At 72.2% G+C, this 16,436-nt stretch carries 14 protein-coding genes and 2 tRNA genes; 11 read left to right on the top strand and 5 right to left on the bottom strand.

Annotation, left to right across the window (positions count from 1 at the left end; genetic code table 11):
* Positions 1 to 64 precede the first annotated feature (64 nt).
* Both ABZ567_RS13030 and ABZ567_RS13025 read right to left on the bottom strand, forming a co-directional pair.
* Positions 65 to 3,898 carry a PAS domain-containing protein gene (locus ABZ567_RS13030; RefSeq protein WP_360787921.1) on the bottom strand — a complete coding sequence of 1,278 codons (3,834 nt, stop codon included), beginning with the start codon at positions 3,896 to 3,898 and terminating at the stop codon, positions 65 to 67.
* A gap of 171 nt (positions 3,899 to 4,069) precedes the next feature.
* On the bottom strand, positions 4,070 to 4,489 hold the full coding sequence (locus tag ABZ567_RS13025; protein ID WP_360787918.1) for an SSI family serine proteinase inhibitor: 420 nt from the start codon (positions 4,487 to 4,489) through the stop codon (positions 4,070 to 4,072).
* A gap of 313 nt (positions 4,490 to 4,802) precedes the next feature.
* On the opposite strand from ABZ567_RS13025, the gene ABZ567_RS13020 reads away from it, so the two are divergent.
* The 4 genes from ABZ567_RS13020 (at position 4,803) to ABZ567_RS13005 (ending at position 6,978) form a co-directional block, all read left to right on the top strand.
* Positions 4,803 to 4,893: transfer RNA gene (locus ABZ567_RS13020), tRNA-Ser, on the top strand.
* A 283-nt stretch (positions 4,894 to 5,176) separates the two neighbouring features.
* Positions 5,177 to 5,249 (top strand) — tRNA-Arg (locus ABZ567_RS13015).
* A gap of 641 nt (positions 5,250 to 5,890) precedes the next feature.
* Entirely contained in the window at positions 5,891 to 6,496 is a 606-nt protein-coding gene (locus ABZ567_RS13010; protein ID WP_360787915.1) for a hypothetical protein, read from the top strand.
* Positions 6,493 to 6,978, top strand: coding sequence for a hypothetical protein (locus tag ABZ567_RS13005; protein WP_360787912.1), 486 nt, complete (start codon positions 6,493 to 6,495; stop codon positions 6,976 to 6,978). The genes ABZ567_RS13010 and ABZ567_RS13005 overlap by 4 nt, the downstream gene beginning before the upstream one ends.
* Positions 6,979 to 7,265: 287 nt before the next feature.
* Here ABZ567_RS13005 and ABZ567_RS13000 read toward each other — a convergent pair whose 3' ends face one another.
* Both ABZ567_RS13000 and ABZ567_RS12995 read right to left on the bottom strand, forming a co-directional pair.
* Positions 7,266 to 8,522 (bottom strand): FAD-dependent oxidoreductase, encoded by a 1,257-nt coding sequence (locus tag ABZ567_RS13000; protein ID WP_360787909.1) that lies wholly within the window; start codon positions 8,520 to 8,522, stop codon positions 7,266 to 7,268.
* A 93-nt stretch (positions 8,523 to 8,615) separates the two neighbouring features.
* Positions 8,616 to 9,560 (bottom strand): RNA polymerase sigma-70 factor, encoded by a 945-nt coding sequence (locus tag ABZ567_RS12995; protein ID WP_360787906.1) that lies wholly within the window; start codon positions 9,558 to 9,560, stop codon positions 8,616 to 8,618.
* A 114-nt stretch (positions 9,561 to 9,674) separates the two neighbouring features.
* On the opposite strand from ABZ567_RS12995, the gene ABZ567_RS12990 reads away from it, so the two are divergent.
* Positions 9,675 to 10,040 (top strand): PH domain-containing protein, encoded by a 366-nt coding sequence (locus tag ABZ567_RS12990; protein WP_360787903.1) that lies wholly within the window; start codon positions 9,675 to 9,677, stop codon positions 10,038 to 10,040.
* Between the two features lie 130 nt (positions 10,041 to 10,170).
* Complete coding sequence (locus ABZ567_RS12985) at positions 10,171 to 10,995, top strand: BRO family protein (protein WP_360787900.1); 825 nt, start codon at positions 10,171 to 10,173, stop codon at positions 10,993 to 10,995.
* On the opposite strand, the gene ABZ567_RS12980 is transcribed toward ABZ567_RS12985, so the two are convergent.
* Positions 10,980 to 11,420, bottom strand: coding sequence for a hypothetical protein (locus ABZ567_RS12980; RefSeq protein ID WP_360787897.1), 441 nt, complete (start codon positions 11,418 to 11,420; stop codon positions 10,980 to 10,982). The genes ABZ567_RS12985 and ABZ567_RS12980 overlap by 16 nt on opposite strands.
* Positions 11,421 to 11,602: 182 nt before the next feature.
* On the opposite strand from ABZ567_RS12980, the gene ABZ567_RS12975 reads away from it, so the two are divergent.
* The 5 genes from ABZ567_RS12975 to ABZ567_RS12955 all read left to right on the top strand — a co-directional run bounded on the left by ABZ567_RS12975 (position 11,603) and on the right by ABZ567_RS12955 (position 16,429).
* A complete protein-coding gene (locus ABZ567_RS12975) occupies positions 11,603 to 12,478 on the top strand; it encodes a DUF2797 domain-containing protein (protein WP_360787894.1) in 876 nt (291 codons plus the stop codon).
* 102 nt (positions 12,479 to 12,580) lie between these two features.
* Complete coding sequence (locus tag ABZ567_RS12970; RefSeq protein WP_360787892.1) at positions 12,581 to 12,916, top strand: antibiotic biosynthesis monooxygenase; 336 nt, start codon at positions 12,581 to 12,583, stop codon at positions 12,914 to 12,916.
* Positions 12,917 to 13,094: 178 nt separating this feature from the next.
* On the top strand, positions 13,095 to 13,988 hold the full coding sequence (locus tag ABZ567_RS12965; RefSeq protein ID WP_360788802.1) for an amidohydrolase family protein: 894 nt from the start codon (positions 13,095 to 13,097) through the stop codon (positions 13,986 to 13,988).
* 89 nt (positions 13,989 to 14,077) lie between these two features.
* The gene (locus ABZ567_RS12960) at positions 14,078 to 14,821 is read left to right on the top strand and encodes a response regulator transcription factor (RefSeq protein ID WP_360787889.1); all 744 of its coding nucleotides are present in this window, start codon (positions 14,078 to 14,080) and stop codon (positions 14,819 to 14,821) included.
* Positions 14,822 to 14,827: 6 nt separating this feature from the next.
* Positions 14,828 to 16,429 (top strand): HAMP domain-containing sensor histidine kinase, encoded by a 1,602-nt coding sequence (locus ABZ567_RS12955; RefSeq protein ID WP_360787886.1) that lies wholly within the window; start codon positions 14,828 to 14,830, stop codon positions 16,427 to 16,429.
* Positions 16,430 to 16,436 lie beyond the last annotated feature (7 nt).

Below are 16,436 nucleotides of genomic sequence, written 5' to 3'. Positions count from 1 at the left end.
TGGAGCCGTGACGGGGTGATGGCGCCCCGGCCGCGACCGATCGGCATCAACCGGCCCCCTGGGGCTAGTTGGTGCCGATCTTCGCGAGCAGGTCGACGATCCGGGCCTGGACCTCGGCGCTGTTCGAGCGCTCGGCGAGGAAGAGGACGGTCTCGCCGGAGGACAGCTTCGGCAGCTCCTCCTCGTCGAGGTCGGCCGAGGTGTAGACGACGAGCGGGGTGCGGTTGAGCTGCCCGTTCGCCCGCAGCCAGTCGATGATCCCGGCCCGGCGGCGGCGCACCTGCATCAGGTCCATGACCACCAGGTTCGGCCGCGTCTGCGTGGCCAGCGCGACCGCCTCCGTGTCCGTGGCCGCCCGCGCGACCTCCATCCCGCGCCGCTCCAGAGCGGCGGCGAGCGCCTCCGCGATGTCCTCGTGCTCCTCGATCAGCAGGACCCGGGACGGGTGCTGCTCGCTGTCGCGCGGCGCGAGCGCCTTGAGGAGTACGGCCGGATCGGCGCCGTACGCGGCCTCCCGGGTCGCCTGACCGAGCCCGGCCGCGAGCAGGACGGGCACCTCGGCGGCAACTGCGGCCTGCCGCAGCGACTGGAGCGCGGTACGGGTGATGGGCCCGGTCAGCGGGTCGACGAAGAGCGCGGCCGGGAAGGCGGCGATCTGGGCGTCGACCTCCTCACGGGAGTGCACGATCACCGGCCGGTAGCCCCGGTCGCTCAGCGCCTGCTGGGTCGAGACGTCGGGCGCGGGCCAGACGAGCAGTCGGCGCGGGTTGTCGAGGGGCTCGGGCGGCAGCTCGTCGTCGACCGGGCGCGGGGCCGGACGGTTGGCGACCTCGAAGGCTCCGCCGGGGCCGTCGAGCGGCTCGGGTCCCTCGGCTGAACCGGCGGCGGGCGCTCCTATGGCGTACGCGCGGCCCTCGGGGGCGGCGGGGACGAGCCCGAGCGCGGGCTCGGGGTGCGTAGGCGCCGGAGCGGACGGTTCCGTCTGCGGGTGCGGCCTGGCTTCGCCCCCGGCCGGTACGGGGGGCGTGGCGGCGGGCGCGGGGGCCGGGGGGTCGACCTCCGGCGGGGTGGCGAGCCTGCGCCGCCGCCCGGAACCGTTGGAGGGCGCGCCGGGCGCCGCGGGGGCTGGGGGTGCCGCAGGAGCGGCCGGTGCCACGGGGGCCGCCGGGGCCGGGGGCGCGGAAGGGGTTGCGGCGGCCGGGGGGACGAAGGGGACGCCCTGTCCGAGGGTCCGGACGCTGAACGCCCGCCCGTGGCTGGCGTCCTTGGGCATGGGCAACTCGGGCGGGAGCGGCACGGAACCGGTACCGGTACCGGAACCCGTGCGGTTACGGGGCGCCTGCGGCTGCGAGAGCGGTTCCGGCTCCGGCCGCGGCGGCGCGACGGCCCGCCGACGCCCCGTCGGTTCGGCCGACGGCATGGCCGGGGGGACGACCGGCGGGACGGGGCCCTGGGGGGCGCGCCCCGGCGGCTGCGCGTGCGGATGGGGCTGCGGAGGTGTGTGAGCGGCGTCCGGGACACCCCGTACGGCCTCGTGCTGCCCCGCGTCGGAGACCGGCAGGGGCCCGGGGCCCGGCAGCGGCCCGGCGTCAGGCTCCGGGCGGTCGGCGTCGGCGGGCGGCAGCGCGAACGGCGTCCGGGGCCCGGCCTCGGCCGCGGCCGCCCGCTCCTGAGCGGCGGCCAACGCCCGGCGACGACGCCCACTCGGCTGCCCCTCGGGCCCACCCTCACCGGAACCGGACCCCGAAGCGGAACCGGAATCCGAACCGGAACCCGAACCGGAGGCGACGGCCGGAAGGGCGCGGGCCAGGGCGGGAGCGGCCGGGGGCTCGACGGCGACACCCTGCGGCGGCACGGCGGCGCCGAGCGCGGCCCGCCCCTGCGCACCCTCGGCGGCGGTCACCACGGAACCCTCGGCGGGCCGACCCCGTCGGCGCCCGGTGGGCTCGACCCCGGAGGCACCGGAGCCACCGGAGCCACCGGAGCCACCGGACGCGCCGGTGGACGGGCCGGCAGACGCGGGCGTGGCAGAACCCGCGGACGGGAGGGGGGCGGAGTCGACGGCCGCGTTCTGCTGGGCCGGGATCAGCTCGGCGGGTCCGGCGGCCCCGCCCGTACGGGCACGGCGGCGCCCACTGGGCTCCGTACCGCCGTCGGGGGCGACCGCGCTCTCCAGGAAGGCGTCCGTGGAACCGCGCCGGGCCCGGCGCCGCCCTCCACCGGAGGTCTCCGGGGAGTCCGCCGCCGGCGGAGGCGTGTAGGGAGCGCCGGCCTGAACGGGCAGCGCGAGGGCCTCGCGGCCACCACCGGCCTGTGCGGTGGCCCTCGGCGCCGCGGGGACGGTGCCCCGCCCGCTGCCGAGCGGGACTTCGAGGACGTACGCGCCGCCGCTCGTCCCCGGCACCTCGTGGGTCTGCACGACACCGGCGTGCGCCCCCACGATCCCGCGCACGACGGGCCCGTGGACCGGGTCGCCGCCCGCGTACGGGCCGCGGACCTCGATCCGTACGACATCACCGCGCTGTGCTGCCGCGACGACGATCGTGGAGTCGGCGGGCGCGGCGCCGGGGGCGGCGGCACGGTTCTTGCCGGTCGCGTCGACGCCCGCGACGTCCGCGACGAGGTGCGCGAGTGCCGTCGCGAGCCGGGCCGCGTCGACCTCGGCCTCGATGGGCGGCGCGTGCACGGCGAACTGCGCGCGGCCCGGCCCGATCAGCTCGACGGCCCGGTCGATGCCGGCGGTCACGACCGCGTCGAGGAGCGCGACCCGCTTGTCGAGCCGCTCCGCGCCGGAGTCCAGGCGCTGGTAGCCGAGGACGTTGTCGACGAGCGCCGTCATCCGGGCGTACCCGGCGGTCAGGTGGTGCAGGACCTGGTTGGCCTCGGGCCACAGCTGCCCCGCGTCGTCGGCGGCGAGGGCGCCCAGCTGGGTGCGCAGCTCCTCCAGGGGGCCGCGCAACGACTCGGCGAGGACGGCCGTGAGCTGCTCGTGCCGGGCGGCGAGTGCGGCGTACCGCTCCTGCTGTGCCTCCCGTTCCGCCGCGTTCCGCTCGGCGCGGTCGGCGAGTTCGGCGGCGTGCTCCTCGGCGAGCTGCTCGTACGGCCTGCGGTCGGTGAAGGTCATGACGGCGCCGACGAGCTGGTCGCCGTCGCGTACCGGAGCGGTCGTCAGGTCGACGGGCACCCGCTCGCCCTTCTTCGACCACAGGACCTGCCCGCGCACCCGGTGCTTGCGGCCCGACTTGAGGGTGTCGGCGAGCGGTGACCCCTCGTACGGGAACGGCTCGCCGTCGGCGCGCTTGGCGAGGATCAGCGGGTGCAGCTCCTGGCCGCCGAGCTCGCCGGCGCGGTAGCCGAGGATCTGCGCGGCGGCGGGGTTGACGAGGACGATCCGGCCGTCGGTGTCCGTACCGACGACTCCCTCGGCCACGGCGCGCAGGATCATCTCGGTCTGCCGCTGCGAGCGGGCGAGTTCGGCCTCGGTGTCGAGGGTGCCGGTGAGGTCCCGTACGACCAGCATGAGCAGCTCGTCGCCGGTGTAACCGCTGTACGAGTCGTAGGCCTCGCGGCCGTCCTCCAGGCTGGCGCTGGTCACCTCGACGGGGAACTCGCCGCCGTCCGTACGGCGGGCGATCATCCGGGTCGGCTTGGTACGGCCCCGCTCGTCGGTGCCCTCGGGGCGGCGCATGGAACCGGGGATGAGCCGCGAGTCGAAGTGCGGCAGGAGGTCCAGCAGACCGCGCCCGACGAGGGCGGTGCCCGGCGTCTCGAACATGCCGAGGGCGATGGTGTTGGCGTTGACGACCGTGCCGTTGCAGTTGACGAGCACGAGGCCGTCGGGGAGGGCGTCGAGTATGGCTGCGAGGCGAGCAGCGCCTCGGGATGGCCTGCTGCTCACGACGACGCTTCCTCCCTGACGCACTGCACGCGCTTGCCTATCGGCCGGCCGGCCCCATCTTGCCCCTCGGGCCGCGGCCTGTCACGGAAGGGAGTCTAAGGGAGCCTCCGGGGGTACCCCCTTCCTCATGCCCTGCCCCGGCCCCGACTCACCCCTCGCCTCACCCCGTCCTCACCCTCTGACGAGGGGAAGGACCGGCTCAAGGTTCTCCCAGCGGTCGATCTCGCAGCCGTCGGCGCGGGAGAAACGGGCGTCGACCGTGCGGCCCTGCCAGGTGCCGGTGATGTGCGCGACGGCGGACCCGCCGTAGATCTGCGTACAGATCTGGTCCTCGGGGACCGGCAGGAACGGGTCCCCGCCCGCTTCGGCGAGTTGGTCGAGCCGCGCGCAGGCCTTCGCGCGGGCCGGGTGGTTCCCGCCGGGCTTGTCGGCGCACGTCAGCTCGAAGGTGCCGTCGGCTTCCCGGTGGCCGCTCTCGGCGACCGTCACGGTCAGGGTGTCGGGCGGCGAGAGCAGCGGCAGCGGCAGCGGGCCGAGTCCGGCGGCGCCGACGGCGGTGGTGGCGAGGGTCGCGAGGGCGAGGCGCAGCATGGGGATCTCCAGGAGCGAGGGTGTACGGCGGGCACGGGCGCGCACATGCGTGCCCCGCCCCCTCTAACGCTCCAGGCGCCGGGGCGTTGCGCAACCGGGGTTGCGCCGGGCGGGCGGGACGGCTCGGCGAGGGACTTCGGGGGGATATCGGAGGGACTTGCGGGGGGCATCCGAGGGGCATCGAGGGGCGGGGAAGCCGCCGTGGGGCTTTGCCCTCGACCCCGGAGGGCTAGTACGGTGAGAATCGATTGGTGACAGCCGGTTCGCCTGTGTCATCATCTGCACGCACCACTCGCGTATGCGCGGGGTGCATGGAGGCGTCGCCTAGTCCGGTCTATGGCGCCGCACTGCTAATGCGGTTTGGGTCTTAAAGCCCATCGAGGGTTCAAATCCCTCCGCCTCCGCCCCTACCGAAGCCCCGGCCCCCAGGCCGGGGCTTCGGCCGTTCCCGACCGCGTCCCGGCGGCATCTGTGACCCCGGTCTCTTTCGGCCCGTTCCCGCCCGCACGCCCGGTGCCGAGGCCGCCGGGACGCCGACTCCCCACCGCGCCCCGGGACGGCGTTTTCGCAGGTCGCAAGGGGTGTGGCCAATGGATTTCACATGGCGGCGGCAGTCATGTAATGTTCTTCCTGTCGCCGCGAGCGGGCCGAAAGGCCGGGGAGCGAAGACGAGAAACAAGAGAACAAGCACTCGTAGCTTAACGGATAGAGCATCTGACTACGGATCAGAAGGTTGCAGGTTCGAATCCTGCCGAGTGCACACAGGTGAGAGGCCCCCGGAAAGATCCGGGGGCCTCTTGCGTTAGGTCCGTACAGCAGCGAAGTACAGCAACCGGGTCAGCCGTCACCGCCCATGGCGTCGGACAGCTTGCCGATCGCGGCGCGCACCTGTTCCTCGCTCGCCTCGGCGTACACCTCCATCGTCATCGTGATCTGAGAGTGCCGAAGGCCACATCAGGCCCAGGACCTCACCCCCGCGGAGCCCGAGGCACAGCACAAGCATCCAGGCCGCGAAGAGGTGATCGTCCCGGGCGACCCCGTCCGCGAGGAACCGACTCGCCGTCGGGGAGGCCTCGGACTATCGGCGGCCGTTCGCCGACCGGTGACAGTCGACATCCACAGCTGACGTCAACGACGGTGGATGAGGCCCCTGTGAACGTCGAGGTTGGAAGGGCGCCGGTGTAGCACAACATGACGTTGCCGATGGCCAGTTGAGGGCGCGGGCGGCCGAAAACCATCTTCCTCAATTCTTGCTCAGAAGAACACTCTTTTTCCCTTTTCCTCCGTGAACACGGTTACGGTCCTTCTGCGCGGCCACCTCACTGACCTGACAGGTGGCCTCACGACCAGCTTTAACGTGGGGGAACTATGCGTTTTACAGCACGAGGGACTGTCGTCCCGGTGTTCGCTCTGGCTCTGCTGAGCAGCTTGGCATCTCCGGCTAACGCCGCAATCGAGGCGCTGGAGCCCATATCCACTCCGGTGGAGGTAGTGGAGGAGGCTGCTCCCGAGGACGACTCGTTGGCGCAGTTGCCGGAGACAGCCACCAATGGGGAGGCCGGCTCGCAGGCGTGCGACAACCCTCGCCGCACCTGGATCGAAATCCCCTCAAAGACCAGCATTCACATGCCCGCCAATTGGGCAGGCGCGTCCTTCAAGGACGGGCCGGGAGGCACCATGGTGGTCAAGGTGGAGAAGTCGGGAAAGATCAATCGGGAGGTCAGTGTGGGCGGGGAGGTGGAAGTCAGTGGCATCGTCGCCAAGGCCAAGGTCTCGATTTCGGCCAAGGTCGGCACTGAGGTGGGCGTCTCTGTGGGGCACGAATACCGTAGGAACGTGACCAGCGGAAAGTACGGTCATCTCCAGTACGGGTCCTGGGGGTACTCCGTGAAGTGGGCCAAGTACGAGACCAGCGCGGATCGATGCGGCAAGAAGCTCATCAAGAGCGGAACCGCGAAGCTGCCCTCCTCGGAGGTCGGGTGGCGCTACTGGGAGACGAGCTCGTGACGGCGCTGCGTAAGCCACTGGCCGCGGGAACGACCCTCGTTCTCGTAACCCTCCTGGCGGCTGGCTGCACCGACAGTGCGACACCCTCGGGTACCCCGTCGGCATCGGCGAAGCCCACTGTGACGCGGTCACCCCACGGGGAGAGCGAGGAAGACCAGGGCAAGCGCGCCAAGGCTGCACTGGATACCGTCTCGCCGGATGACCCGGAATTCGTGGAATCCGGGCTGGAGCGGGTTCGGGAAGGCGTGCATAGTCTCTCCCCGCTCAAGAAGGGCAGGGCCTACAAGCTCTCCGTGGCTTGCGTCGGCACAGGGAGCGTGAAGGTCGTCATCGCAGACAAGCCGCCCCAGTCCGTGCCGTGTGACGGAGTACCGGCAGGCCAGCGTGTCGAGAATGCCCCGGCACAGTTGCCGATCGACATCAACGCGGCGGCTGGAGCCACAGGAATGGTCGCTTGGCGGATCATTTCCATTCCTTCCTGAAAGCGATAATTCGATGGGTCCTGTCCACCCGCAGAAGCGGTGGACGGGACCCATCCGCCGTCAATTCACGGCTCAGTGCCGCCTTCAAGTTTCCCTTGCGATGTCGAGGCCCATGACTGAATTCCTGTTCTCCAGCAGCTCTGGATTTGCTGCTTCAAGAAGGCGGACGGGTGGGCGAAGGCACGGCCGGACGTTCGCTTCGCGGGCTACAGAGTGACCGCACGCCGTGCCACAGGCGCGCTGGAAGGTGCGGCTACTCGCGGTCGATGTGGCCGGGGGCTCCTGGGTCAGGCCGGGACCCGGGTGGCGGTGTTCTGGTGGGGCTGGGGGTTCTGGATGTGGCGGCGGCGGGTGGGGAGGCCCAGGGTGGGGTTGGTGATGGTCCAGGCCGCGCTCTTGCAGACCAGTTCCTTGTAGGTGGCGGCGAGTCGGCCCGTCAGGGCCCTTTCCACGGCGCGGTCGTCGGCCGTGACGTACTGGATCAGGCCGTTCCTGCGGCCGAGCGAGACGCACTGGTTGAAGTAGCGGAGCGGGATGTTCGGGATCTTTCCGCCGGTCAGCCGTGCCGCGATGGCGTCGGCGGCCTGCCACGCCATGGGGCCGCCCGTGGCGCAGGCCATCCGCAGCGGCTTCCCGCCGGGGCCAAGCGCCATGGCGGCGTCGCCGATGGCGTACACGTCGGGGTGCGAGACCGAGCGCATGGTCGCGTCGACGACGATCTGGCCCGCGTCCGTGACCTGCAGGCCGGTGGCCCTGGCGAGGGGATGGGCCGCGAACCCGGTGGTCCAGACGGTGACCGCGGCCGGGAGGGAGGTGCCGTCGGCGGTCGTGACGTGGTCGGCCGCCACCGCGGTGACCGCGGTCCGTTCGTGCACGGTGACGCCGAGCTCGTCGACGACCTTCCGCAGGTGTCGGCGGCCCTTCGGGGAGAGCCAGTCGCCGAGGTCGCCGCGGACGGCGAGGGCGACGTCGAGGTCCGGGCGGGACTCGGCGATCTCGGTCACGGCCTCCACACCGGTGAGGCCGCCGCCGACCACGACCACGGGCTGTCCGGCGTCCAGCCGGGCCAGGCGCTCGCGCAGCCGGAGCGCCCCGGGGCGACCTGCGATGTCGTGGGCGTGCTCGGCGGTGCCGGGGACTCCCTGGCTGTTCCAGGCGCTGCCGAGGGCGTACACGAGGGTGTCGTAGGGGAGTTCCTCCGCGCCGTCGGCCTGCCCGGTTCGCCCGGCGCCGTCCGCATTCACGGCGGTGACGTGGCCGTTCGGGTCCACGGCGGTGACGGTGACGGTCTTGCGGTCGACGTCGACGCCGGTGACCTTCGCGAGCCTCAGTTCGACGCCGGTGCCCGCGAACACCTCGCTGAGGGGCCGGGGCCTGAGGTCCTGGCCGGCCGCAAGCTGGTGCATCCGGACGCGCTCGACGAAGTCGGGCTCGGCGTTCACGAGGGTGAGGGCGATGTCGTCGCGGTGCAGCCGCCTGGCGATGCGCCCGGCGGCGATGGCTCCGGCGTAGCCGGCTCCCAGAACGATGATGCGGTGCTGCATGTCCGTGCTCCTGTCTTCCGCGGGTTCGCCTCCTGAACCGGGCAGCCCGACGATTCCTGACAGGAGCCCGGTGTGAAGCAGCTCACACCGGGTTCAGAAGGCCGTGTACAGGGGTTCCCCGTGGTCGGCGGCGGCCCACCGGCCGGTCGCGCGGTGGAGCTTGTCGGGGTTGACCTGGCTACGGAAGGCGACGATGCCCTCGGCGGTGATCTCCAGGCACATCACGCCGACCACCCGCCCGTCGACGACCGCCACCACGGCGGGAGCGCCGTTCGCGGTGGTGACGTGGACGTCGGCGGAACCGCCGACGAGGGAGCGCTTCGCCGGGCTGGGCTTGAACAGGCCCCGCATGAACTTCGCGACCGCGAGGGCGCCCTCGAAAGCCTTGGCGCGGGCCGGGACCTTCCCGCCGCCGTCGCCGATCGCGACGGCGTCCTTCGTGAGCATCCGTACGAGCAGGTCGGTCTGTCCGCTGGTGGCGGCCGCGAGGAACTCCTCGACGATCCGTCGGGCGGCGGCCTCGTCGACCTCGGTGCGGGACCTGCCGTCCGCGACGTGCTTCTTGGCGCGGTGGAAGATCTGCTGGCTGGCGGACTCGGTGAGGTCGAGGATCTCGGCGATCTCCCGGTGCGCGTACGCGAAGGCCTCCCGCAGCACGTACACCGCCCGCTCGTTGGGCGTGAGGCGCTCAAGCAGGGTGAGGACCGCGTACGAGACCGATTCACGCTGTTCGGCCGTGCCGGCGGGACCGAGCATCGGGTCCCCGGCGAGCAGCGGCTCCGGGAGCCATTCGCCCACGTAGGTCTCGCGTCGCGCGCGGGCCGAGGTGAGCTGGTTGAGGCACAGGTTGGTGAGGACCTTCGTCAGCCAGGCCTCGGGGACCTCGATGCGGTCCACGTCGGCGGTCTGCCAGCGCAGGAACGTGTCCTGCACGGCGTCCTCGGCCTCGCTCGCGGAGCCGAGGAGGCGATAGGCGATGGCCTCGAGGCGAGGCCTGGAGGCGGTGAACCGGTCGACGTCGTTCACGGTCAGGGCCATGACGAGGATCGTAGCCCCGCTCCCGCTCGACGGGGCGCGCCGGTCGGGCGCCTTGCCTTGGAGGGTGGCCGGGCCGGATGATCGTTCTTTCACTTCACTCATGGGGGTTGGGGCATGGCGCTCTTCGGGAACGCGCACGCGATCGATCCGGCGCAGGCGCAGCAGGACTACGCGCGGCTGCTCGGGCAGGGGGAGCAGGTGCACGCCGCGTACCTGCTGATCCGCGACACGATCTTCTTCACCGACCGGCGGCTCGTGCTGGTCGACAAGCAGGGCATCACCGGCAAGAAGGTCGAGTACCACTCGATCCCGTACCGGAGCATCACGCACTTCGCCGTCGAGACCGCCGGCACCTTCGATCTGGACGCCGAGCTGAAGATCTGGATCTCGGGCAGCCCTGTGCCCGTGCAGAAGACCTTCACCAAGGGTGTCGACATCTACGAGGTGCAGGCGATCCTGACGCAGTTCGTCGCGAAGTAGGCGCACGCACACTGCCAGGTGGAAGGCCCCCGGAATCCCCGGGGGCCTTCCCCTTTTGGGTGAACCTGTCTGATTTGCATGTCAGTTGAATATGCCTTCGGCCTAGCTTGCGTGGCGGAGGTGATGATCGATGGAAGCGATCGACATCGATGACTTGGTGTACGCCGCCACCGGCGCGCCCTTACGGCGGCTGACCGCGCCCGACGGAGGGCACTGGTTCCCGGTGGTGGATGTGGCGAGACGCCTGGGGTACGGGGGGACCAGGGAGGCGCTGCGGACGGTGGCGCTGCCCGAGGCGTGCCTGGCGTCCGCGCGGGAGCTTGCCGGAAGTGAGGAGGCCCCCGGCCGGAACGGGATCAGGGCGTCGACGCGGATGGTGAGCCTCCAGGGGCTCGTCCAGCTCGTCGGGGCGTGCCGCAGGCCGGAGGCCGGGCCGTTCCTGGCGTGGGCGGCCGAGGTCGTGGCGGCGGTCCAGCGGTACGGCGGCTACGGGCTCGAACCCTCCCCGGTGCACGCCGGGTTCGTCCTGCCCCCGGAGCTGGTCGACGTCCTCGTACGGCTGGAGGGGCGGTTCGACGAGCGGTCCCCCGCGTACGACGAGCACACCGAGTACGCGGAGCTGCTCCGCGAGACCCGGCGGAGCCTCTCAAGGGTCGCCGACTCCCTTGAGCGGCTCTCCCTGCCCCGTCAGCGCACCCGCGATGCGGTCGCCCGCACCCCGCAGGAGCTCGTCGAGTCCTGGGCCGTCGCCGGGGACGTGCGGACGGTCGCCACCTGCCTCGCCCCCGCCCTGGTCCGGGGCGGCGTCCGTTACCGGACCCAGGACGTCACCCGGCGCACCGGTCTCTCCCGCGAGCGCGTCCGGGACTGCGTACGCCTCCTCATCGAACTCGGCTGCATACGGGAGGTCGGCGGGCCCGACGCGGGCGGGGCGCGGATCTACGTCCTGCCCTGAGACGCCGGCGGGGCCGGGGGTCCCACCGCCACCACCTGGTACGCGTCCTCGTACACGATCCTGCCCGGCCGGGCCGACTCCAGGCGTACGCAGGGCACGCCCTGGTCGCGCAGGATGCGCAGGTACGGGGCCACCCTGGCCAGTGCCTCGGTCGCCGTCGCGCGGAACCAGGCGGCGGCTCCCGGGTTCAGATGCGGGTCGTAGACCGTGGGGTCGACCGCGGAGGGGTTCGGGAAGTGGGCGTCGTACCAGTCGTTCGACGCCCGCCAGGTGGCGTACTCGGCGGGGGAGAGCCTGCCCTCCCGCGCCAGTGCGTTGGCCAGGCCGAAGACGCCGGGGTGATGGCCCCGGGGGCTCCTGGTCGGGGACTGGAAGCGGATGTGGCGGAGACTGGACGGCGGGGGCGGGGGCAGGGGAACTCGCACGGAGGCAGTTTGCACCGGGGCGGCCTGGGCCGGATCAGCTTGGGCTGCGGCAGCTTGCACCCAGGCAGCTTGCACCCAGGCAGCTTGCACCCAGGCAGCTTGCACCGGGGCAGCTTGCACCGGGGGTGTTCGAGGAGCCCTTCGGGGGTTCGAGGGCGGGATGCGGGTGAAGGAGGAGCGGCATGGAGTGGCGGTGTCGGGGGATCACCTGGAGCGGCGGGGTGCCCGGGCTGCGGTGGAGGGGCGGGAAGGTCAGCGCCCTCTCGTACGGTCAGCAGCTCGCCTTCCGCGCCGTGGGGGAGCGCCGGTGCCCCGGCGCCCGGGGGAACCCCTGTCCCCTGGACGCCGTCGTGTCCGGCCGGGCGACCGGTGGGCGGTGCCCGGAGTGCGCGCGGCTCGACCGGGCCCACTCGGTGGCCGCCGACACCTTCCTGGACGATCCGCAGCCGTACCGGGTGTACCTGGCCTGGTTCGGGCCCGGCATGACCAAGGTGGGGATCACCGCCGAGGCCCGGGGTGAGGCCCGGCTCCTCGAACAGGGCGCCGTCACGTTCAGCTGGCTGGGGCGGGGGCCGCTCATGGCCGCACGGCGGACCGAGGAGGTCCTGCGGCAGGCGCTGGGTGTCCCCGACCGGGTGGCGTACGAGCGGAAGCGCGCCGCCCGGCACGCCCTGCCGTCCGCGCCGGACCGGGCCGGGGAGGTCGAGGCGCTGCACCGGCGCGCGGGCGAGGTCGGCGGCTGGACGGAGACCCTGGAGCCGCTGGAGTTCGTCCCGCGCGACCACGTCGAAGCCTTCCATCTCGACGGGCTGCCGCCGCTCGCCGGGACCGTCTCCGAACTGGTCGACGGGGGTGTCGTCAGCGGGCGTCTCCTCGCCGCCGCAGGGCCCGATCTGCACCTGCTCGATCCCGGGGGGCGCTGTCTCGCCCTCGACACCCGGCTGATGGGCGGGTGGGTGCTCCAGAGTGCGGAGCAAGGGCACCCCTTCTCCGTGCCGGTCGCCGCCGCGGTATCCGTGCCCACCGTCGACCCGAGCACCCAGGGGGAGCTCTTCTGACAGGAGAGCCTCCAAGGGCGGTGGCGGGCGCTTCGTAAAGTCTTGGATCCCTTTGCCCTGGGGCCGTGGACAGGTCCGCCCGGCCCCCGCGAGGGTGATCGCATGACCCAGAAGCTGGTGGCGGGCCTGGAACCGCCCTACTACACCGCCCTGTTCACCTCGATCCGGCCCGAGGCCCCTGAGGGCTACGCCGAGACCGCCTCCCGCATGCAGCAGATCGTCAAGGAGATCCCCGGGTTCCTCGGCTACGAGTCCGCCCGCACCCCCGGCGGCATCGGCATCACCGTCGCCTACTTCCGCGACCTGGAGTCCCTCGACGCCTGGCGCCTCGACACCGAGCACCAGGCCGCCAAGGCGTACGGCCGGGAGCACTGGTACGAGAGCTACAGCGTCCACATCGGCAGGGTCGAGCGGAGCTATGGCTATGAGCGGGAGTGACACCCCGGCGGCGAGCGCCGGAGACATGGCAGGCACGGCGAGCACGACAGGCAGGGCGAACACGGCGAGTGCGGCGGGCAGGGTGAGCACGGCGAGTGCGGCGGGCAGGGTGAGCACGGCGAGTGCGGCGGGCAAGGTGAGCACGGCGAGTGCGGCAGGCAGGGTGAGCACCGCAGGCATGCCGGGGGTGGTGGACATCCCCGCGCTGCTCGCGCGCCTCGGGATTCCCGGGCTCGTCGACGTGCACACGCACTTCATGCCGAAGAACGTCCTCGACAAGGTCTGGGCCTACTTCGACGCCGTCGGCCCCCTGACCGGTATCGAGTGGCCCATCACCTACCGCGAGGAGGAGGACCGCCGGCTCGACCTCCTGCGCGGATTCGGGGCGATCGCCTTCACCGCGATGCTCTACCCGCACAAGCCCGGCATGGGCGCCTGGCTGAACTCCTGGGCCGCAGACTTCGCCGCCCGTACGCCCGACTGTCTGCACACCGCGACCTTCTTCCCCGAGCCGGGCGTCGACCGGTACGTCCGCCAGGCGCTCGACGCCGGTGCCCGTGTCTTCAAGGTGCACCTCCAGGTCGGCGGCTTCGACCCGAACGACGTCGAGTTGGACGCCGTGTGGGGGACCCTCGCAGACAGCCGCACACCCGTCGTCGTCCACTGCGGCTCCGGACCCGCGCCGGGGAACTTCACCGGTCCCGAGCCCATGGCGAGGCTGCTCGCCCGCCACCCCCGACTACGGGTGATCGTCGCCCACATGGGGATGCCCGAGTACGGCGACTTCCTCGACCTCGCCCAGCGGTACGAGGGTGTCCACCTCGACACCACCATGGCCTTCACGGACTTCAGCGATCGGCTTGCGCCCTTTCCCGAGGCGGAGTTGAAGCGGCTCGTCGACCTGGGCGACCGGATCCTCCTCGGATCCGACTTTCCGAACATCCCGTATCCGTACGCGCACCAACTCCATGCCCTCGAACGCCTCGGGCTCGGGGACGACTGGCTGCGGGGCGTCCTCTACGAGAACGGGGCCGCACTGTTTCACGTGAAACCGCCGCACTGTTTCACGTGAAACCGACCTTGGGTCGCTGAGGTTCTTTCTCAGGGAATTCACAGGAAAGGGAAAGAGGTCTCTCAGCGGCGGGGACGAGCGTGGGGCCCATGACCGTCACCACGCGCCGCCCCGGCACCCGCGCCGACATGCTCCGTGCCGACGGCACCGCCGTCCGCGTCCTCGTCGTCGACGACGAGGCCTCGCTCGCCGAACTCCTCTCCATGGCCCTCCGCTACGAGGGCTGGCAGGTACGGAGCGCCGGGGACGGCGCCGCCGCCCTGCGCGCCGTGCGTGAGTTCCGGCCCGACGCCGTACTCCTCGACGTGATGCTCCCCGACGCCGACGGGCTGAGCCTGCTGGGCTCGATCCGGCGCGAGCTGCCGGACGTCCCGGTGCTGTTCCTGACGGCGAAGGACGCCGTCGAGGACCGGATCGCCGGACTCACGGCCGGCGGCGACGACTACGTCACCAAACCCTTCAGCCTGGAGGAGGTCGTCGCCCGGCTGCGCGGCCTCATCCGACGTTCCGGTGCGGCGCAGGCGCGCAGTGAATCGCTGCTCACGGTCGGAGACCTCACCCTCGACGAGGACAGCCACGAGGTCACCCGGGGTGGGGAGTCGATCCGTCTCACGGCCACCGAGTTCGAGCTGCTGCGCTATCTGATGCGCAATCCGCGCCGGGTGCTGAGCAAGGCGCAGATCCTCGACCGGGTCTGGTCGTACGACTTCGGCGGCCAGGCCAACGTCGTCGAGCTCTACATCTCCTATCTGCGCCGGAAGATCGACCTCGGCCGTGCCCCGATGATCCACACCCGCCGCGGAGCCGGTTACCTCATCAAGCCGGGGGAGTAGCGTCCCGTGCGTGTACGGCGCGGGCGGCCGTGGTCGCTGCGTACCCGGCTCGTCGTGGCGGCGGTCGCGCTGATCGCGGTCGTCGCGGCCGTCATCGGCACGGTCACGACGATCGCGTTCCGTTCGTACCTGTACGACCAGGCCGACGAGCAGCTCCACAACGTCTCGGTACGGGCCTCGGGTCCACCGGCCGCCATGGTTCCGGGACCGGGGCTGCCCGACCCGGGCCGGGTGAAGGACCCGCTCTCGTTCCTCCTGGGCCCCGGAGCCCCGATCGGCACCCTGGGCGCGGTCCTGGTCGACGGCGAACCGGCCTCGGCCGGGTACTCGGCCGAGGTCGACGCCGGGACCGGAACCGGGACCGGGGACGGGACCGCGACCGGGGACGGGGACGGGGAGGGTGGCAGGTACGGGCGGAACGTCCGGACCACGGCGCTCGACGCGGCCCAGCGGGCCGCGCTGGCCGCCGTTCCCCGTGACGGCGAGCCGCACACCGTCGAGCTGCCCGGTGGCCTCGGCTCGTACCGGGTCGAGTACGCCGTCGGGGTCCATGGCGCGTTCCTCACCGGCATCCCGCTCGCCGGGGTCGAGAAGGCCCTGTCCACCCTCGTCCTCGTCGAGCTGAGCGTCACCGGCGCCGGACTCGTCGCGGCCTCGCTCGCCGGGACCGTGCTCGTCGGGGTGGCCCTGCGGCCGCTGCGACGGGTCGTCGCCACCGCCGGTCAGGTCGCCCAGCTACCGCTGCACAGCGGCGAGGTGGCGCTCCACCAGCGGGTCCCGGAGACGGAGGCCGATCCCCGGACCGAGGTCGGTCAGGTCGGCGCGGCGCTCAACCGGATGCTCGACCACGTCCACTCGGCCCTCGACGCCCGCCAGCAGAGTGAGACCCGGGTCCGGCAGTTCGTCGCGGACGCCAGCCATGAACTGCGCACCCCGCTGGCCTCGATCCGGGGGTACGCGGAGCTGACCCGGCGCGGCCGGGAGGGGTGCGGGCCCGACACCCGGCACGCGCTGGGCCGGATCGAGTCCGAGGCGACCCGGATGACGGGGCTCGTCGAAGACCTCCTGCTGCTCGCGCGGCTCGACGCCGGACGGCCCCTCGCGTACGAGAGCACCGACCTGGTGCCCCTCGTGGTGGACGCCGTGAGCGACGCCAGGGCCGCCGGGGCGGGGCACCACTGGCGCCTCGAACTGCCGGAGGGCGGCGGGTCGCCCGTACGGGCCGACGGAGCTCGGATCCAGCAGGTGCTCGTCAATCTCCTCGCCAACGCCCGTACCCACACCCCGTCCGGCACCGAGGTCACCGCCCGCGTCCGCGCGGAGGCCACGGCTGCGGTCGTCGAGATCGAGGACGACGGGCCCGGTATCCCGCCCGAGCTCCTGCCCTCTGTCTTCGAACGGTTCGCGCGCGGCGACGCCTCCCGTTCCAGGAACGCCGGATCCACCGGGCTCGGGCTCGCCATCGTGCGCGCGGTCGTCCTCGCGCACGGGGGTGACGTGGCCGTCGAGAGCACGCCCGGCCGGACCGTCTTCACCGTCCGACTGCCCGTCGACGAGACCCCCCGCACGCACTCACAGGCAGGGCACAGGCTCATCACACAGCCGTGACAGCGGC

It is taken from the genome of Streptomyces sp. NPDC016459 (genome assembly GCF_040632845.1).
Taxonomy (GTDB): domain Bacteria; phylum Actinomycetota; class Actinomycetes; order Streptomycetales; family Streptomycetaceae; genus Streptomyces.
Note: the sequence above shows the minus strand (reverse complement) of the source record. Positions and strands in the feature narration are given on the sequence as shown.